The 18,266-nt window shown below is 71.3% G+C and carries 18 protein-coding genes; 10 read left to right on the forward strand and 8 right to left on the reverse strand.

The features are described from left to right. Window positions 1–17 precede the first annotated feature (17 nt). A complete protein-coding gene (locus tag ACGFZN_RS18625) occupies window positions 18–482 on the reverse strand; it encodes a DUF3093 domain-containing protein (RefSeq protein WP_393859547.1) in 465 nt (154 codons plus the stop codon). Window positions 483–594: 112 nt separating this feature from the next. On the opposite strand from ACGFZN_RS18625, the gene ACGFZN_RS18630 reads away from it, so the two are divergent. The 8 genes from ACGFZN_RS18630 to ACGFZN_RS18665 all read left to right on the forward strand — a co-directional run bounded on the left by ACGFZN_RS18630 (window position 595) and on the right by ACGFZN_RS18665 (window position 7,991). Next, window positions 595–1,179 carry a PaaI family thioesterase gene (locus ACGFZN_RS18630; RefSeq protein ID WP_393859548.1) on the forward strand — a complete coding sequence of 195 codons (585 nt, stop codon included), beginning with the start codon at window positions 595–597 and terminating at the stop codon, window positions 1,177–1,179. Continuing rightward, a complete protein-coding gene (gene dut / locus ACGFZN_RS18635) occupies window positions 1,176–1,727 on the forward strand; it encodes a dUTP diphosphatase (protein ID WP_393859549.1) in 552 nt (183 codons plus the stop codon). Before ACGFZN_RS18630 ends, dut begins: the two co-directional genes overlap by 4 nt. 1 nt (window position 1,728) lies before the next feature. Continuing rightward, complete coding sequence (locus tag ACGFZN_RS18640) at window positions 1,729–2,493, forward strand: DUF3710 domain-containing protein (protein WP_393859550.1); 765 nt, start codon at window positions 1,729–1,731, stop codon at window positions 2,491–2,493. Between the two features lie 186 nt (window positions 2,494–2,679). After that, the gene (locus ACGFZN_RS18645; protein ID WP_393859551.1) at window positions 2,680–3,375 is read left to right on the forward strand and encodes an ABC transporter ATP-binding protein; all 696 of its coding nucleotides are present in this window, start codon (window positions 2,680–2,682) and stop codon (window positions 3,373–3,375) included. Between the two features lie 136 nt (window positions 3,376–3,511). Then, the gene (locus ACGFZN_RS18650) at window positions 3,512–6,070 is read left to right on the forward strand and encodes an ATP-binding protein (protein WP_393859552.1); all 2,559 of its coding nucleotides are present in this window, start codon (window positions 3,512–3,514) and stop codon (window positions 6,068–6,070) included. Continuing rightward, on the forward strand, window positions 6,067–6,753 hold the full coding sequence (locus tag ACGFZN_RS18655) for a response regulator (RefSeq protein WP_393859553.1): 687 nt from the start codon (window positions 6,067–6,069) through the stop codon (window positions 6,751–6,753). The genes ACGFZN_RS18650 and ACGFZN_RS18655 overlap by 4 nt, the downstream gene beginning before the upstream one ends. A 71-nt stretch (window positions 6,754–6,824) precedes the next feature. Then, window positions 6,825–7,223 carry an OB-fold nucleic acid binding domain-containing protein gene (locus tag ACGFZN_RS18660; protein ID WP_360148167.1) on the forward strand — a complete coding sequence of 133 codons (399 nt, stop codon included), beginning with the start codon at window positions 6,825–6,827 and terminating at the stop codon, window positions 7,221–7,223. A gap of 3 nt (window positions 7,224–7,226) precedes the next feature. Next, window positions 7,227–7,991: a DUF3159 domain-containing protein gene (locus tag ACGFZN_RS18665; RefSeq protein WP_393859554.1), complete on the forward strand. Its 765-nt coding sequence runs from the start codon at window positions 7,227–7,229 to the stop codon at window positions 7,989–7,991. Window positions 7,992–8,062: 71 nt separating this feature from the next. Here ACGFZN_RS18665 and ACGFZN_RS18670 read toward each other — a convergent pair whose 3' ends face one another. The 3 genes from ACGFZN_RS18670 to ACGFZN_RS18680 form a co-directional block, all read right to left on the reverse strand. Beyond that, entirely contained in the window at window positions 8,063–8,737 is a 675-nt protein-coding gene (locus tag ACGFZN_RS18670; protein ID WP_393859555.1) for a potassium channel family protein, read from the reverse strand. Then, window positions 8,737–9,408: a TrkA family potassium uptake protein gene (locus ACGFZN_RS18675; RefSeq protein ID WP_330337343.1), complete on the reverse strand. Its 672-nt coding sequence runs from the start codon at window positions 9,406–9,408 to the stop codon at window positions 8,737–8,739. The genes ACGFZN_RS18670 and ACGFZN_RS18675 overlap by 1 nt, the downstream gene beginning before the upstream one ends. Window positions 9,409–9,527: 119 nt before the next feature. Continuing rightward, a complete protein-coding gene (locus ACGFZN_RS18680) occupies window positions 9,528–9,680 on the reverse strand; it encodes a hypothetical protein (RefSeq protein WP_393859556.1) in 153 nt (50 codons plus the stop codon). 161 nt (window positions 9,681–9,841) lie between these two features. Here ACGFZN_RS18680 and ACGFZN_RS18685 point away from each other — a divergent pair, with 161 nt between their 5' ends. Both ACGFZN_RS18685 and ACGFZN_RS18690 read left to right on the forward strand, forming a co-directional pair. Then, the gene (locus tag ACGFZN_RS18685; RefSeq protein WP_393859557.1) at window positions 9,842–11,893 is read left to right on the forward strand and encodes an APC family permease; all 2,052 of its coding nucleotides are present in this window, start codon (window positions 9,842–9,844) and stop codon (window positions 11,891–11,893) included. Window positions 11,894–12,012: 119 nt separating this feature from the next. Beyond that, entirely contained in the window at window positions 12,013–13,341 is a 1,329-nt protein-coding gene (locus tag ACGFZN_RS18690; RefSeq protein WP_393859558.1) for a class I SAM-dependent RNA methyltransferase, read from the forward strand. Between the two features lie 400 nt (window positions 13,342–13,741). On the opposite strand, the gene ACGFZN_RS18695 is transcribed toward ACGFZN_RS18690, so the two are convergent. From ACGFZN_RS18695 to ACGFZN_RS18710, 4 genes are all read right to left on the reverse strand, one after another. Beyond that, a complete protein-coding gene (locus ACGFZN_RS18695) occupies window positions 13,742–14,812 on the reverse strand; it encodes a zinc-dependent alcohol dehydrogenase family protein (protein ID WP_393859559.1) in 1,071 nt (356 codons plus the stop codon). A 296-nt stretch (window positions 14,813–15,108) separates the two neighbouring features. Beyond that, complete coding sequence (locus tag ACGFZN_RS18700) at window positions 15,109–15,810, reverse strand: hypothetical protein (RefSeq protein WP_393859560.1); 702 nt, start codon at window positions 15,808–15,810, stop codon at window positions 15,109–15,111. Window positions 15,811–15,882: 72 nt separating this feature from the next. Beyond that, entirely contained in the window at window positions 15,883–16,230 is a 348-nt protein-coding gene (locus tag ACGFZN_RS18705) for a DoxX family protein (protein WP_393859561.1), read from the reverse strand. Then, window positions 16,227–18,260 (reverse strand): acetoacetate--CoA ligase, encoded by a 2,034-nt coding sequence (locus tag ACGFZN_RS18710; protein WP_393859562.1) that lies wholly within the window; start codon window positions 18,258–18,260, stop codon window positions 16,227–16,229. Before ACGFZN_RS18710 ends, ACGFZN_RS18705 begins: the two co-directional genes overlap by 4 nt. Between the last annotated feature and the right edge of the window lie 6 nt (window positions 18,261–18,266).

Consider the following 18,266-nt stretch of genomic DNA (forward strand, 5'->3'; position numbering starts at 1 on the left):
AGCGTTGTCGGCGCCGCTCAGGCGTCGGCCGTGCGCGCCGCCTCGATCGCCGCCGCCAGCCTCTCCGGCTCCCGCGTCGACAGGTACAGGTACGGCGTCGGGTCCTCGGGGTCCGTGACCTCCACCCGAAGCGCGGTCGGGATGTACCCGCGCAGCAGCAGGAACGCCCGGGTGTCGGCCTTGTACGTCCGCCAGGCGCGGGCCTCCTCCGCGTCCAGCACCTCCGCCTCGCCCAGCGCCGACACCGGGATCCTCGCCTCGCCCGCGATCAGCGAGCCGCCCACGACACGGATGCGCGGCGAGCCGTACGCGCTGGCCACGACGGCCGCCGCGGCCGTACCGCCGACCAGGCCGCCGAGCAGCGGCAGGGTGCCGAACGGAAGCAGGACCAAGGCGAAGGAGGCGCCCACGAGAAAGCTGATCAGCCACCACGAGCGGGGGGCGGTGAGGCGTTCTTCGTAGGGGGTGGCGGAGAGCTGCATGGAGCCAAGCTTGGCACGGGATCCGTCTCCGGCCGGAGTCGGGGCGGCCGGCGCGAAGCGCTGCCGAGCAGGGCGGTGGCGGGTGACGGACGGGCGGGTAAGGTCTGCGCCTGTGAGTGGTAGTTCCGCAAGCCTTCAGCCCCCCGCCGACGCGGTGAAACCGGTACGGCACCCCGACGCGCCCGCGCCCGGGGAACTCCTCGGCGCCCACTATGAACACTGTTTCGGGTGCGGACCCGGTCAGCCGCACGGGCTGCACCTGGAGGCACGGGCCGGCGACGGCGTCTCGCTGACCGCCGAGTTCACCGTCCAGCCCGCCCACCAGGGTGCCCCGGGCCTCGCGCACGGCGGCGTGCTGGCCACGGCCCTGGACGAGACCCTCGGCTCGCTGAACTGGCTGCTGCGGACCATCGCCGTCACCGGCCGGCTGGAGACCGACTTCGTGCGCCCTGTCCCGGTGGGCACCACGCTGTACCTGGAAGCGGAGGTCACCGCGGTCGCCGGCCGCAAGATCTACTCCACGGCCACCGGACGCATCGGCGGCCCCGACGGCCCGGTCGCCGTCCGCGCCGACGCCCTGTTCATCGAGGTCAAGGTCGACCACTTCACCGACCACGGCCGCCGGGAGGAGATCCAGGCCGCCATGAGCGACCCGGACCAGATCCGGCGCGCCCGCGCCTTCGAGGTGAACCCGTGAGCCGTAGCCCGCTCGACGTACTGATCCGGCGCGTCGACCCCGACGTACCGCTGCCCGCGTACGAGCATCCCGGGGACGCCGGAGCCGATCTGCGCACCACCGAGGCGTGCGAGCTGAAGCCCGGTGAACGGGCCGTGCTCCCCACGGGTGTGTCGATCGCCCTGCCCGACGGGTACGCGGCCTTCGTGCATCCGCGTTCCGGTCTCGCCGCCCGCTGCGGTGTCGCCCTCGTGAATGCCCCGGGGACGGTTGATGCCGGGTACCGTGGGGAGATCAAGGTGATCGTGGTGAATCTCGACCCGCGCGAGTCCGTGCGGTTCGAGCGCTTCGACCGGATCGCCCAACTGGTCGTCCAGCAGGTCGAGAAGGTCCGCTTCCGCGAGGTGGCGGAGCTTCCCGGCTCGGCGCGCGCCGAGGGGGGCTTCGGGTCCACCGGCGGTCATGCCGCGGTGGGCGGCGAGAGCGGCACAAGCGGTCAGGCCGCCAAGGGCGGTCCGACGGGTGGGAATCGATACGCTTCGGTCGTATCCGACCGGGAAGGACAGTGACGTGTTCGGACGTCGCAAGAAGAAGGGTGCCGCCGAGGACGCGGCCGGCGAGGCCGAGCAGGTCGTCGACAGCGTCGACACCGAGGCGGACGAGGTGGAAGAGGTCGAGCGCGAGCGCGTCCGGCTGGAGCCCGGGCCCCGGCCCGACGGGCCGTGGGACAGCAGCGAGGTGCGCGACCCCGGCGACGGCCGCGTCGACCTGGGCGGTCTGTTCGTGCCGGGTGTCGACGGCATGGAGCTGCGGGTGGAGGTCGCCGGTGACGCGATCGTCGCCGCGACCGTCGTGCTGCGCGACAGCGCCATCCAGCTCCAGGCCTTCGCCGCGCCCAAGCGCGAGGGCATCTGGGGCGAGGTCCGCGAGGAGATCGCCTCCGGCATCACCCAGCAGGGTGGCATCGTCGACGAGGTCGAGGGCCCGCTCGGCTGGGAGCTGCGCGCCCAGGTGCCGGTGCAGCTGCCCGACGGCACCGGCGGCTTCCAGGTCGTGCGGTTCGTCGGCGTGGACGGCCCGCGCTGGTTCCTGCGCGGTGTGATCTCCGGGCAGGGCGCGGTGCAGCCGCAGGCGGCCGGGCTGCTGGAGCAGATCTTCCGCGACACGGTCGTGGTCCGCGGCGACGGCCCGATGGCGCCCCGCGACCCGATCGTCCTGAAGCTGCCCAACGACGCGCAGATGGTCCCCGAGGGGGTCCAGCAGGAGGAGGGCTCGCGCTTCTCCGGCGGCATGGGGCAGCTGCAGCGGGGGCCTGAGATCACCGAGGTCCGCTAGGCGCTCCGCTGGGTTCAGCAGGGTCGGTACGGGCCGTGCCTTCGGGGTGCGGCCCGTTTTTTTGCGGGGTCGCGCCGTTGGGGATGTGTGTCGTCGCCGAATGCGGGTCTGCCGCGGTTGTTCGCGCCGTTCCCCGCGCCCCTTCGCGGCGCCATACTTGCCGTCGGTTGACGGGGGAGGGGCGGTATGGGCGGTCAGGTGGTCACCGGCACCATGGTGCGGGTCCAGGACGTGCACAAGTCGTACGGCACGGGCGCCGGCGCCGTGCACGCGCTGCGCGGCGTGTCTCTGGAGGTGCGGCGCGGGGAGCTGGTCGCCCTCAAGGGGCGCTCGGGGTCCGGGAAGACCACCCTGCTGAACATCGTCGGCGGGCTCGACACGCCCGATCGCGGGCAGGTCGAGGTCGACGGGCTGCGGCTGGGGGAGCTGGGCGAGAGCGAGCTGCTGCGGCTGCGCCGGGACCGGATCGGGTTCGTCTTCCAGTCCTTCGGGCTCATCCCCATCCTCACCGCGGCCGAGAACGTCGGCGTACCGCTGCGGCTGCGCCGCGCCGACCCGCGCGAGCGCGAGGAGCGGGTGGAGCTGCTGCTGTCCCTCGTGGGCCTCGCCGGGCACGCGGCCCAGCGGCCCGGCGAGCTGTCCGGCGGCCAGCAGCAGCGGGTCGCCGTCGCCCGCGCCCTCGCCAACCGGCCGGCCCTGATCGTCGCCGACGAACCGACCGGCCAGCTCGACGCCGAGACCGGGCACGCCGTGATGGAGCTGCTGCGGGCGGTCGTCCGCAGCGAGCAGGTCACCGCGCTGGTCGCCACCCACGACGCGACCCTGCTGGACCTGGCCGACCGGGTGCTGGAACTGCACGACGGCGAGATCGCCGAGCACTGAACCGGACGGTGCGGCACGCCGCTCATCAGGGTTGCGTCAAAGTTGTCCCTCAGCCGCCCCCCTGTCCTTTTTGCCGCGATTGCGGGCCGTAGGGTCGACGCTGCGTAGGCAGGAGTCACGGGAAGACAATGGAGCCATGGCACGCGGCAAGCTGCGGATCTACCTCGGTGCGGCACCGGGCGTCGGCAAGACCTACGCCATGCTCTCCGAGGCGCACCGCCGTGTGGAGCGGGGCACCGACTGCGTCGTGGGCGTCGTCGAGCACTACGGCAGGCCGCGCACCGAGGTGATGCTGCACGGCCTGGAGCAGGTGCCGCGCCGGCAGCTGGAGTACCGGGGGAGCGCCTTCCCCGAGATGGACGTCGACGCCGTGCTGCGCCGGGCGCCCGCCGTCGCCCTGGTGGACGAACTCGCCCACACGAACGTCCCCGGCTCCCGCAACGCCAAGCGCTGGCAGGACGTCGAGGACCTGCTCGCCGCCGGCATCGACGTGATCTCCACCGTCAACATCCAGCACCTGGAGTCACTCGGCGACGTGGTCGAGTCGATCACGGGGGTGCGGCAGCGCGAGACCGTGCCGGACGAGGTCGTACGGCGGGCCGACCAGATCGAGCTGGTCGACATGTCGCCCGAGGCCCTGCGCCGCCGCATGGCGCACGGCAACATCTACCAGCCGGACAAGGTCGACGCGGCCTTGTCCAACTACTTCCGGCCCGGAAACCTGACCGCCCTGCGCGAGCTGGCCCTGCTGTGGGTGGCCGACCGGGTCGACGAGTACCTGACCGCCTACCGCAGCGAGCACCGGGTCTCCAGGATCTGGGGCTCCCGGGAGCGCATCGTCGTCGGGCTGACCGGCGGCCCCGAGGGGCGCACCCTGATCCGCCGGGCCGCGCGGCTCGCCGAGAAGGGCGCGGGCGGCGAGGTGCTCGCCGTGTACATAGCCCGCAGCGACGGCCTGACCGCCGCCTCCCCGAAGGAACTGGCCGTCCAGCGCACCCTGGTGGAGGACCTGGGCGGAACGTTCCACCATGTGGTGGGCGACGACATACCGGCCGCGCTGCTGGACTTCGCGCGCGGCGTCAACGCCACCCAGATCGTGCTGGGCTCCTCGCGCCGCAAGGCCTGGCAGTACGTCTTCGGGCCCGGCGTCGGCGCCACGGTCGCCCGCGAGTCCGGCCCCGACCTCGACGTCCACATCGTCACCCACGAGGAGGTCGCCAAGGGCCGCGGACTGCCCGTGGCCCGGGGCGGACGGCTCGGGCGGGCCCGGATCATCTGGGGCTGGGCGGTGGGCCTCGCGGGCCCCGCCGTCCTCGCGGTGCTGCTGAACACCGCCGGTCTCGGCCTCGCCAACGACATGCTGCTGTTCCTCGCCGTCACCGTCGCCGCGGCGCTGCTCGGCGGCCTGCTGCCCGCGCTGGCCTCGGCGGCCTTCGGCTCGCTGCTGCTGAACTACTTCTACACGCCGCCGCTGCACCGCCTGACCATCGCCGACCCCAAGAACATGGTCGCCATCGCGATCTTCTTCGGCGTCGGCATGTCGGTCGCCTCGGTGGTGGACCTCGCCGCCCGGCGCACCCACCAGGCCGCCCGGCTGCGCGCCGAGTCGGAGATCCTCTCCTTCCTCGCCGGGAACGTGCTGCGCGGCGAGACCAGCCTGGAGGAACTGCTGGAGCGGGTCCGGGAGACCTTCGCCATGGAGTCGGCCGCGCTGCTGGAGCGGGCGAGCGACGTCGAGCCGTGGACCTGCGCCGGGCGGGCCGGCTACGGGCGGCCCCTGGAGCGGCCCGAGGACGCCGACGTGGACATGCCCGTCGGCGACCATCTGGCGCTCGCCCTCACCGGCCGGGTGCTGCCGGCCGAGGACCGCCGGGTGCTCGCCGCGTTCGCCGCGCAGGCCGCCGTCGCCCTGGACCGCCGCCGCCTCCAGGAGGAGGCCGACCGGGCGCGCACGCTCGCCGAGGGCAACCGCATCCGCACCGCCCTGCTCGCCGCCGTCAGTCACGACCTGCGCACCCCGCTGGCCGGCATCAAGGCCTCCGTGACCTCACTCCGGTCGGACGACGTCGAGTGGTCCGAGCAGGACCGGGCGGAGCTGCTGGAGGCCATCGAGGAGGGCGCCGACCGGCTGGACCACCTCGTCGGCAACCTCCTCGACATGTCCCGGCTGCAGACGGGCACGGTCACCCCGCTGATCCGCGAGATCGACGTGGACGAGGTCGTGCCGGTGGCGCTCGGCGGCGTGCCCGAGGACAGCGTCGAGCTGGACGTGCCCGAGACCCTGCCGATGGTCGAGGCCGACCCCGGGCTGCTGGAGCGGTCCGTGGCCAACCTGGTGGAGAACGCCGTCAAGTACAGCCCGCGCGGCCGGACCGTGCTGGTCTCCGCGAGCGCCATGGCCGAGCGGGTCGAGGTGCGGGTGGTGGACCGCGGGCCGGGCGTGCCGGACGAGGCCAAGGACCGGATATTCGAGCCCTTCCAGCGGTACGGCGACGCCCCGCGCGGCGCCGGGGTCGGGCTCGGGCTCGCGGTCGCCCGGGGCTTCGCGGAGGCCATGGGCGGCACCCTCCACGCCGAGGACACGCCGGGCGGCGGACTCACCATGGTCCTGAGCCTGCGGGCGGCAGGATCGGGTTCCGGGCCCCTGGACGGGGGCCGGGACATCGCGGAACGAGAAAGGCAGACGACTCCATGACCCGGGTGCTCGTGGTCGACGACGAGCCGCAGATCGTGCGCGCCCTCGTGATCAACCTCAAGGCGCGCAAGTACGAGGTCGACGCGGCGCCCGACGGCCGTACCGCCCTGGAACTCGCCGCCTCCCGGCACCCCGACGTGGTCGTGCTCGACCTGGGGCTGCCCGACATGGACGGCGTCGAGGTGATCAGGGGCCTGCGCGGCTGGACCCGGGTGCCCATCCTCGTGCTGTCCGCCCGGCACTCCTCGGACGAGAAGGTCGAGGCGCTGGACGCGGGCGCGGACGACTACGTCACCAAGCCGTTCGGGATGGACGAGCTGCTGGCCCGGCTGCGGGCCGCCGTGCGGCGGGCGGAGCCGGCCGGGCCGGGTGAGGACGACCTGACGTCCGTCGAGACCGAGGGCTTCACCGTCGACCTGGCGGCGAAGAAGGTCAACCGGGACGGCAAGGACGTCCGGCTCACCCCGACCGAGTGGCACCTGCTGGAGGTCCTCGTCCGCAACACCGGCCGCCTGGTCAGCCAGCGGCAGCTGCTGCAGGAGGTGTGGGGCCCCTCGTACGGCACCGAGACCAACTACCTGCGCGTGTACATGGCCCAGCTGCGCCGGAAGCTGGAGACGGACCCGTCACACCCGAAGCACTTCATCACGGAGCCGGGGATGGGGTACCGGTTCGAGAAGTGAGGTCGGTGCGAGGTCCGGTGCGCAGTGAGCTGGGCTACGGTGCTGTCGGCGGGCCCCGGTACGCTTCATGTATGAGTGCTGTTCCTCGATCAGAAAAGCCGGCAGGCCGGTTCCGGCGCATGCTCGACCGGCTCTCCTCGTCGCAGGAGGACCTGGAGTCCGAGGAGCTGCGCGAGGACGCCGAGACCGCGGGCTGCACGAAGATCGGCGACTGCCACGACCGGCAGATCGTCACCGTAACTGGTACCTTGCGCACGGTCACCCTGCGTCCGCGGGCCGGGGTCCCGGCGCTGGAGGCCGAGCTGTTCGACGGCTCAGCCGCGCTGGACGTGGTGTGGCTCGGCAGGCGTTCCATCGTGGGCATAGAGCCGGGACGCAGGCTGATCGCATCGGGCCGGATCTCGATGAGCCGGGGCCGCCGGGTGCTGTTCAACCCGAAATACGAACTGCGACCCCTCGGACGGGAGTAGCCGGTGACGTCCCTCGACAAGCCGACCGAAGGCACCGACCAGACCACGTCGGACGACGCTCGCGCGGTGACCGAGGCAGCGCTTTTCGAGGCGTTCGGCGGTGTCCGCGGCATGGTGGAGACCGTCCTGCCGGGACTGCTGTTCGTCGCGATCTTCACGGTGAACAAGAACCTGCACGTGTCGGCGCTCGCCGCGCTGGCCGTCTCCCTGGTCCTGGTCGTGGTCCGGCTCGCGATGAAGGACACCGTCAAGCACGCCTTCAGCGGAGTGTTCGGCGTGGCCTTCGGCGTGGTGTTCGCGATGTTCACCGGAAACGCCAAGGACTTCTACCTCCCCGGCATGCTCTACACGCTGGGCCTGGCGCTGGCGTACATCGTCACCACCCTCGCCGGGGTCCCGCTGATCGGCCTGATCCTCGGCCCGGTCTTCAAGGAGAACCTCTCCTGGCGCACCCGCAACCCCGGCCGCAAGAAGGCCTACGCCAAGGCCAGCTGGGCCTGGGGCCTGATCCTGCTCGCCAAGTGCGCGGTCCTCTTCCCGCTCTACTGGTGGTCCGACACCACCAGGCTCGGCTGGGTCCTGGTCGCCCTGAAGATCCCGCCGTTCCTGCTGGCCGTCTGGCTCACCTGGGTCTTCCTGGCGAAGGCGCCGGCCCCCATCGACGTCTTCGCCGAGATGGAGGCGGAGGAGAAGGCCGAGCAGGAGCGCAAGGCCGCGCTGTCCGACAGCGGGGAGACGCCCGGCGGCAGGCACCGCCGCGAGGCCTAGCCGGCAGCCGTACGACGACGAAGGGCGCCCTTGTGTGAAAGGGCGCCCTTTTGCCGGTTTCCCGGTGCCGGTCAGGATTCGTCGTCGCGGCGCACCGACAGCAGCTCCTCCAGCTGCTCCTCACGGGCCTGCGCGGCCACGAACAGCAGCTCGTCGCCCGGCTCCAGGGAGTCCTCCCTGGACGGGGTCAGCACGCGGGTGCCGCGGATGATGGTGACCAGGGAGGTGTCCTCGGGCCAGCGGACGTCCCCCACCTGGGTGCCGGCCAGCGCCGACTCCTCGGGGAGGGTCAGCTCGACGAGGTTGGCGTCGCCGTGGCTGAAGCGGAGCAGGCGCACCAGGTCGCCGACGCTCACCGCCTCCTCGACCAGGGCCGACATCAGACGCGGGGTGGAGACGGCCACGTCCACGCCCCAGGCCTCGTTGAACAGCCACTCGTTCTTCGGGTTGTTGACGCGGGCGACGACGCGCGGGACGCCGTACTCGGTCTTGGCGAGCAGCGAGACGACCAGGTTGACCTTGTCGTCGCCGGTCGCGGCGATGACGACGTTGCAGCGCTGGAGCGCCGCCTCGTCCAGGGACGTGATCTCACAGGCGTCGGCCAGCAGCCACTCCGCCTGCGGCACCCGCTCCACCGAGATGGCGGTCGGGGCCTTGTCGACGAGCAGGACCTCGTGCCCGTTCTCCAGCAGCTCGGCCGCGATCGAGCGGCCGACGGCGCCGGCTCCGGCAATGGCGACCCTCATCAGTGACCGCTCTCCTCTTCCGGGCCCTGGGCGAACGCCGCCTCGACCTTGTCCACGTCGTCCGACCGCATCATCACATGCACGAGGTCGCCCTCCTGCAGCACCGTCTGCGAGGTCGGCAGGATCGCCTCGCCGAGGCGGGTCAGGAACGCCACGCGGACGCCCGTCTCCTCCTGCAGCTTGCTGATCTTGTGCCCGACCCACTTCGTGGAGGCGTGCACCTCGGCGAGCTGCACCCCGCCGGTGGGGTCGCGCCACAGCGGCTCGGCGCCGGAGGGCAGCAGCCGGCGCAGCATCTGGTCGGCGGTCCAGCGGACCGTGGCCACCGTGGGGATGCCCAGGCGCTGGTAGACCTCGGCGCGGCGCGGGTCGTAGATACGGGCGGCCACGTTCTCCACGCCGAACATCTCGCGGGCCACGCGCGCGGAGATGATGTTGGAGTTGTCGCCGCTGGAGACGGCGGCGAAGGCGCCGGCCTCCTCGATGCCCGCCTCGCGCAGCGTGTCCTGGTCGAAGCCGACCCCGGTGACCCGGCGGCCCCCGAAGCCCGGGCCGAGCCGGCGGAAGGCGGTGGGGTCCTGGTCGATCACGGCGACCGTGTGGCCCTGTTGCTCCAGGGTCTGGGCAAGAGCGGAACCCACTCTTCCGCAGCCCATGATGACGATGTGCACGACCGTCCTTCCGGTGTCCAAAAGTTACAGCTCAGCATCAGGGTCTCAGACCGAGGCCCAAAGCTACACAGGGCGCGTGGCGGTGGGCACCCCCGTGCGGGCCCCCGATGTGATCACCGTCAGCGATCATGGGCGTGAGCAGCGTCGGCGACCGGCTCGGGGATCATCGGGGACGGGCTCCGGCGCGTGATGCTGCGCACGCTGCACAGGGTCAGGATTCCGAGGCCGAGGAGGGCGAGGGTCGCCCCGATCAGCTCCGCGGTGGCGGGCATGGGTCCTCCGAGGTGCGACGACGTACGGGGTTTGCCATCTAGGCACGGGGAGTGCGCGGACCACGGAATCCGCAGTTCACCGCGCCTCCGATTTCACTCGTGAGGCAGATCCGCGGTGCCGGGTGGGCGTGTGCCCGTTCGAAGGCCTACGATCCTCTCTCGTGTCCAAACTGACCGACGTGCCCAAACGGATTCTGATCGGGCGCGCACTGCGCAGTGACCGGCTGGGTGAAACGCTCCTGCCGAAGCGCATCGCACTCCCCGTCTTCGCTTCCGACCCGCTGTCCTCCGTCGCCTACGCACCGGGCGAGGTCCTGCTGGTCCTGTCCATCGCGGGCGTGTCGGCGTACCACTTCAGCCCGTGGATCGCCGTCGCGGTCGTGGTCCTGATGTTCACCGTGGTCGCCTCCTACCGGCAGAACGTCCACGCCTACCCGAGCGGCGGCGGCGACTACGAGGTCGCCACCACCAACCTCGGCGACAAGGCGGGTCTGACGGTCGCCAGCGCCCTGCTCGTGGACTACGTCATGACGGTGGCCGTCTCCATCGCCTCCGGCATCGAGAACCTCGGCTCGGCCGTCCCCTTCGTGGTCCAGCACAAGGTGCTGTGCGCGGTCGCCGTGATCGTGCTGCTGACGCTGATGAACCTGCGCGGCGTGAGGGAGTCGGGCAAGCTCTTCGCGATCCCGACGTACGTGTTCGTCGGCGGCGTCTTCGTCATGATCGCCTGGGGCCTGGTCCGCAGCCTGCTCCTCGGGGACACCATGCGGGCCCCGAGCGCCGACTACCACATCAGGGCGGAGCACCAGGGCCTCGCGGGCTTCGCGCTGGTCTTCCTGCTGCTGCGGGCCTTCTCCTCCGGCTGTGCCGCGCTCACCGGCGTCGAGGCGATCTCCAACGGCGTGCCGGCCTTCCGCAAGCCCAAGTCGAAGAACGCGGCGACCACGCTGGCCCTCATGGGTCTGCTGGCCGTCACCATGTTCTGCGGCATCATCGGCTTCGCGATGTCGACCAAGGTCCGCATGGCCGAGAACCCGGCCACCGACCTGATCAACCACGGCCACCCGCTGGGCTCCGGCTACGTCCAGGACCCGGTGATCTCCCAGGTCGCCGAGGCCGTCTTCGGCAAGGGCAGCTTCCTGTTCGTCGTCCTCGCGGCGGCGACGGCGCTGGTGCTGTTCCTCGCGGCCAACACGGCGTACAACGGCTTCCCGCTGCTCGGCTCGATCCTCGCCCAGGACCGCTACCTGCCACGCCAGCTGCACACCCGCGGCGACCGGCTCGCCTTCTCCAACGGCATCGTGCTGCTCGCCGGCGCCGCGGCCCTGCTGACCGTCCTGTACGGCGCCGACTCCACGCGGCTGATCCAGCTGTACATCGTCGGCGTGTTCGTGTCCTTCACGCTCAGCCAGACCGGCATGGTCCGGCACTGGAACCGCCACCTCGCGGACGAGCGGGACCAGTCCAAGCGCCGCCACATGATGCGCTCCCGCGCGATCAACGCGTTCGGCGCCTGCCTGACCGGCCTGGTGCTGGTGGTCGTGCTGGTCACCAAGTTCACCCACGGCGCGTGGGTGGCCGTCCTCGGCATGTGCATCTTCTACGCGACGATGACCGGGATCCGCAGGCACTACGACCGGGTCGCCGAGGAACTCACCGCTCCGGACGACCCGGCCGACGACATGGTCCGCCCCTCGCGGGTGCACTCGGTGGTGCTGATCTCCAAGATCCACCGCCCGACCCTGCGCGCCCTGGCCTACGCCAAGCTGATGCGCTCCGACAGCCTGGAGGCGCTCACGGTCAACGTCGACCCGGCCGAGACCAAGGCGCTGCGCGAGGAGTGGGAGCGGCGCGGCATCGACGTGCCGCTGAAGGTCCTGGACTCCCCGTACCGCGAGATCACCCGCCCGGTGATCGAGTACGTCAAGAGCCTGCGCAAGGAGTCCCCCCGCGACGCGGTCTCGGTGATCATCCCCGAGTACGTCGTCGGCCACTGGTACGAGCACCTGCTGCACAACCAGAGCGCCCTGCGCCTGAAGGGCCGGCTGCTGTTCACGCCCGGCGTGATGGTCACCTCCGTGCCGTACCAGCTGGCGTCCTCCGAGGCGGCCAAGGTACGGGCCCGCAGGCGGCAGGAGTGGAGCGCACCGGGCGCCGTACGACGCGGTCCGGCGGGCGAGCGGCCGAAGGAGACGTCGGCGGCGAAGGAGTGAGCCGGCGCCGGGCCCGGGGCGCCGGGCCCGGCCTGCGGTCAACGGCCGGACGGCAGCCACGTAGACTGGTGGGCTGTTGTCCGGCCGTTCCCCGTTCCTTGATCTGGAGTCACCCCGCCATGCAGGCAGAAGAGAAGAAGTCGCTGGTCGGGGCGGAGTACGAGGTCGAGATCGGCCCGGTCGCCCACGGCGGCCACTGCATCGCGCGCACCGCCGAGGGCCAGGTGCTCTTCGTCCGGCACGCCCTGCCCGGCGAGCGCGTCGTGGCCCGGGTGACCGAGGGCGAGGAGGGCGCCCGCTTCCTGCGCGCGGACGCCGTACGGATCCTTGAGGCCTCCAAGGACCGCGTCGAGGCCCCCTGCCCCTTCGCCGGGCCGGGCCGCTGCGGCGGCTGCGACTGGCAGCACGCCAAGCCCGGCGCCCAGCGCCGCCTGAAGGCCGACGTGATCGCCGAACAGCTCCAGCGGCTGGCCGGCCTCACCCCTGAAGACGCGGGCTGGGACGGCACGGTGGTCCCGGCCGAGGGCGACAAGCTGCCCGCCGGGCAGGTGCCGCAGTGGCGCACCCGCGTGCAGTACGCCGTCGACGCCGAGGGCCACGCGGGCCTGCGCCGCCACCGCTCGCACGAGATCGAGCGCATCGACCACTGCATGATCGCGGCGCAGGGCGTCAGCGAGCTGGGCATCGAGCGGCGGGACTGGACCGGCATGGAGTCGGTCGAGGCCATCGCGGCCACCGGCTCCCAGGACCGCCAGGTGGTCCTGACCCCGCGTCCCGGCGCCCGCCTGCCGCTGGTGGAACTGGACAAGCCGGTCTCGGTGCTCCGCGTCGACGAGAAGACCGGCGGGGTGCACCGCGTCCACGGCCGCCCCTTCGTCCGCGAACGCGCCGACGGCCGTACCCACCGGGTCGGGGGCGGCGGCTTCTGGCAGGTCCACCCGAAGGCCGCGGACACCCTGGTGACGGCGGTCATGCAGGGCCTGCTGCCGCGCAAGGGCGAGACCGCCCTCGACCTGTACTGCGGAGTGGGCCTGTTCGCGGGCGCGCTGGCCGACCGGCTGGGCGAGAAGGGCGCGGTCCTCGGCATCGAGTCCGGCAAGCGGGCGGTGGAGGACGCGCGGCACAACCTCGCCGACTTCCCGCGGGTCCGCATCGAGCAGGGCAAGGTCGAGTCGGTCCTCCCGCGCACCGGCATCACCGAGGTCGACCTGATCGTCCTCGACCCGCCCCGCGCCGGCGCCGGCCGCACCACGGTCGCCCACCTCGCCTCCCTGGGCGCCCGCCGCATCGCCTACGTGGCCTGCGACCCCGCCGCCCTCGCCCGCGACCTGGCGTACTTCCGCGAGGGCGGGTACCGGGTGCGGACGCTGCGGGCGTTCGACCTGTTCCCGATGACGTCGCACGTGGAGTGCGTGGCGATTCTCGAGCCTGCCCAAAAGGGCCTCTGACCTGCGGCTTTCTTGTGTTTTCCAGGTGTGGTCGGCGGTGCTCGACCTGTTTCCCGAAGTGCATGACGTGAAGCGCGTCGTATGCCTCACGCACGACGCTGACCTGGCGTTTCATGACTTCGCGCTGGGACGATGTGTGAACGTCAGCCGTATCGGCGCGGACGGCGGCAGGTCGTCTCGACGCTGAGATGACGCTCTTTCTGATGGCCTGTCACTTTGCGGCCGGGCGCATTGAGTGATCTTCTGCCGCCTTGGTCCGCCAGCGCCTGGCGCTGCTCGGCCTCGGCCCCTTCAGGACGGCCATGCCGCCCTCGACCGGGCGGGGCCGGGCGCTCTGAAGCGGTCATCGTGCCCGATCCCAGGTCGCACCTGTGAGTGTGGCCGAACCGCCATTGCACCATCAGGGCGCTTCGTAGCTGTCACGTTCGTCCCGCCCCTCGTCGAAGACGAACAGTGGCTTGGTGCCGTGTGCGGGTGCTTCGGCGAGCGCGAGGGCTTCTGCGAAGGCTTCGAGCGGGAACGGCCGGCCCTCGGGGATGCTCAGCACGCCATCGGCGACGAGACCGCGCACCTGGGCCAGCGCGTGCAGCGTTTCCTCCGGCGTGGCGCTGCCGAACCAGCGATTCAGCCAGAACCCACGGACTGTTTTGGTCTCGTAGATGACCGAACGGGCCTGGAGCGGGATCGTCAGCGCCGCCGGGTCGGTCTGCCGGTGGGTAGAGAGCGCGCCGTACACCACCAGCTCTCCACGCGGAGCCAGTGCCTGGGACACTTGGGCGCCGACGGGGCCCGCGACACAGTCGATGGCCTTCCGCACGCCGGTCGGTCCCGCGATCTCAGCGACGCGTTGCACCAGGTCCTCGTCCTCTGTGCAGATGACCTCGTCTCCACCGAGCGCTGTGATCTCCTCGACAGCAGCCCGTCGGCGCACGACATTGATCGTACGAATCCCCAGATGCCGGGACAGCTGGATCACGAGCCGGCCGACGGTGGAGCCCGCCGCGGTCTGCAACAGCCATTCGCCCGGCTGTACGTCGAGTTCGCGCGTGACGAGGAGCAGCGCGGTCAATGGATTGACGGCGAGTTGGCAGGCCCTGGAATCACTCAGATGGTCGGGGACCGGCAGCAGCCTGTGTGTGTCGGCGACGAGGTATTCCTGCCAGGTGCCTGTCACAGCTGGCCCGGGTACAGCCGGGATCGCGGCGGCCACCACGCGCTCACCCACCTTCAGCCCTTCGGTTTGCGGGCCCAGGTCCGCGATACGACCCACGCACTCCATGTAGCCCCCGACAGCGGGAAACTCCGGCGAGAAGCCGTACCGGCCGCGCAGCACGTGCAGATCACTCGCGTGGACCGGGGTCGCCTTCACACGGATCAACGCCTGACCGGCGTCCGGCGTGGGAACAGGCCGGGATTCCAGCCGCAGGACATCGGCGGGCTCGCCGGCCGCTACGGCTACGAGCGCGCGCATGGATCGAGGCATGAGTGGCCTTTCGTCTCTCGGTCCGCGAGGAACCCGGCTGACGGTCCGGGCACATGCCGGGGTCGGCACCGGACCCCTCCAGATCCTTAGCGGCTCAGCCGAGGTGATGATGAAAGTGCTCTGGGCTCACAGATCTGCCGAGCCTCGTGTCCCGGACCCGCTCGCTGCTGCACGCGTCCGGACACGCATCCGTTACTTCACGCTACGCCCAGCTTCGGGAACGTTCTCGGCGGTGGACCACGACCACGGAGAGGATGCCCGCCGTGCCGATGGGGGACTCCGCGTCAGCCGCTCGTGTCGGCGTCGCCGTCATCAGGGGGTTCCTCCCGTCTCCTGCCGCCCGGAGGGGAGCCGTCCCCGTGCTCTTCCAGCAGCTCGAGGAGCGCGGCATCCGCTCTCCTCTGATCTTCCTTCGTCAGCTCGAGCGGTGCGTTGTTGTAAACGGTGTAGCGATCTGGATCGATGATGTTGGCGGCCCTCAAACGGAACGTCAGCAGGGGTCGCCACCCCTTGCGGTGGCCGACCCGCACCTGTATTTGGGCCTTGTAGTCACGGGCCTCCGGGAGGAAGCCGGAGAACGGTGCCTCGAACTCGAGGAAGAGCTGCTGCGCTTCTCTGCCGGGCACGACGAACCCCGCCGGCAGCTTCGCCTCCTCGTCCGGCCCCGGTTGGAGCCGGGACGGGGAGGACACCCACAGGAGGGGCAGATGAGAGGCGGGCTCATCAGGGAAGGTCAGGATGAGGTCCTGCACGACGATCGGTTTGGGACCGGTGTTGTGCAGGACGACAGGCAGTCGTAGGCGTGCCGTGGAACCGTGGACGATCGCCGCGAAGGAATGAGGCTCCCATGCCTGCAGGCGTCCCTGTCGGGCGTTGAGCCACCAGAACGACGCGACGGTGAAGAGCAGTGCGCAGGCTGACACCACACTGGCGCCGGTAAGCGATGAGGACGCGATCTGATCCGCCGCGGCCATCAGCGGAACCACAGATTCAGTCTGCCAGCCCCGCCGTGGGCTCGCTAACAGGACGAGTGGCCGCCCGCAGTCCCCCGGAACGGGTCAGAGGCCGGGGAGGAGTACGAGATACCAGGCGACCAAAGCAGCGCATGTCACCGCGGGGAGGAGTTTCGTCAGCCCGTCGCCCTTGCGTACGTGCGTGGTCACGGCACCGGCGAGCAGCATCAGCAGCCCGATACCGGTCAGGCCGCCGCACAGCGGTACGACCGGGCCGAAGGCCACGCCGATGGCGCCCGCCAGCTCCAGCCCGCCGATGACCCGGTAGGCCGCGGTGGTGAAGCCGGCGTGGGCGGCCAGCTGGGGCATCGGACCCAGGGCCAGAATCTTGGCCGCGCCCAGCAGGGCGAAGATCAACGCGATGAGACAGGTCAGCGAGGCGGAGAGGATCACGAGACGTCCTCGGGGGTGTGCGGACGAGGGGCCTGGCGGCGTTCGGCTCCCAGGCCGGCGAAGTAGGCGATCAGGTCGGGGTTGTCGACCGCGGAGGGGTTGAGGACCTGCTCGGCGGGTGCGCCTTGGAGGAGGCGCTTGACCGGGACCTCGAGCTTCTTGCCGGTCTTCGTGTGCGGGATGGCCGGCACGGCGAGGATCTCGTCGGGGACATGGCGGGGTGAGGCGCCGGTGCGGATCGCGTCGCGGATCTTCTCGCACAGGGACTCGTCCAGACCGACCCCGTCGGCAAGCACCACGAAGAGCGGCATCCAGTAGCCGCCGTCGGGTTCCTCCGCACCGATGACGAGGGCTTCGGTGATCTCGGGGAGGCGTTCGACGATGTCGTGGATGTCGGCGCTGCCCAGACGTACGCCGTTGCGGTTGAGCGTGGCGTCGGAGCGGCCGTGCACGATCACCGAGCCGTGGGAGGTGAGAGTGATCCAGTCGCCGTGCCGCCACACGCCCGGATAGGCGCTGAAGTAGGCGTCGCGGTAGCGGCTACCGTCGGGGTCGTTCCAGAAGTTCAGCGGCATGGACGGCATGGGCCGGGTGACGACGAGTTCACCCACCCGGTCGGTTACAGGAGAGCCTTCCTCGTCGTATGCGGCCAGTGCCACCCCCAGGTTGGGGGCGGACAGCTCTCCCGCCCACACCGGGGTGGTGGGTGCGCTGCCGGCGAAGCCGGAGACGACGTCCGTGCCGCCGCTGGTGGAGGCGAGTTGGACGCCTGCGCCGACGTGGTCGCGGACCCAGGGGTAGGCGGAGGCGGGCAGGGCGGAGCCGGTGCAGCCGATGACGCGGATTGCCGACAGGTCGTGCACGGAGGGTTCGATGCCCAGTTTGGCCATGGCCAGCAGGTACTGGGGGCTGGTGCCGAAGACGGTGACCTTGTGGCGGCCCGCCAGCTCCCACAGGACGTCCGGGCGTGCCATCGGCGCGGGGCTGCCGTCGTAGGTGCAGGTGGTGGCACCGGTCAGCAGGGTGGAGACGACCAGGTTCCACATCATCCAGTGGGTGGTGGTGTACCACAGCAGGCGGTCACCGACGCCCAGGTCGCAGTGCAGGCCGAGGATCTTGAGGTGTTCGAGTAGGACGCCTCCGTGACCGTGGACGATGCCTTTGGGCAGGCCCGTGGTGCCGGAGGAGAAGACGATCCACAGCGGGTGGTCGAACGGCACCGGGGTGATGGCGAGGTACTCGGTGCGACCGGCCGCGTCCTCCCAGGGAACCGTCAGCCTCGCGACCCGGGGCGCGGGCCACGCAAGGCCCAGGTGATCCACGAGGACCGTGGCCTTGAGCGTGGGCAGGGCGGCGGCCAGGTCGAGGGAGGCTGCGCGGCGGTCGTGCGCGGTGCCGTTGAAGAGGTAGCCGTCCGCGGTGATGAGCACCGTGGGTTCGAGCTGGGCGAAGCGGTCGGCGGCGGCCTTGGGTGCGTAGTCCTGGCCGCACACGGACCACACGGCGCCCAGGCTGGCGGTGGCGAGGAAGGCGATGACGGCGTGGGGGGTGTTGGGCAGGTAGCCGACCACCCGGTCGCCCGGTCCGACGCCGAGGTCGCGCAGGGTGGCCGCGACGGAGGCGACGCGGGCGCGGAGCTGCCGGCCCGTGATCTCGTAGGCGGCTCCGGTCTCGTCCAGTGCGGTGATCGCGGGTGCGTCCGGGTGCAGGTTGCGCAGTGCGTGGTGGGCGTAGTTGAGGGTGGCGCCGGGGAACCAGCGGGCGCCGGGCATGGCTTCCTCGGCCAGCACCCGCTCGTACGGGGTGGTGGCGTCGATGTCGAAGTACTCCCACACCGCGGCCCAGAACCCTTCCAGGTCCGTGACGGACCACTGGTGCAGGGCCTGGTAGTCGGTCGGGTCCGGTATCCCTTCGGCGCTCCTGTGTCGGGCGGCCCAGCGGGCGAAGTCCGCGATGCGACTGCCGGCGGCCGCTTGGGGGTCGGGCGGCAGGAAGGGCTCCGGACAGGGCGTGGAGTGCGGGGTGGTCATGGCGTG

The organism is Streptomyces sp. NPDC048192, from assembly GCF_043202415.1.
Classification (GTDB): Bacteria; Actinomycetota; Actinomycetes; order Streptomycetales; family Streptomycetaceae; genus Streptomyces.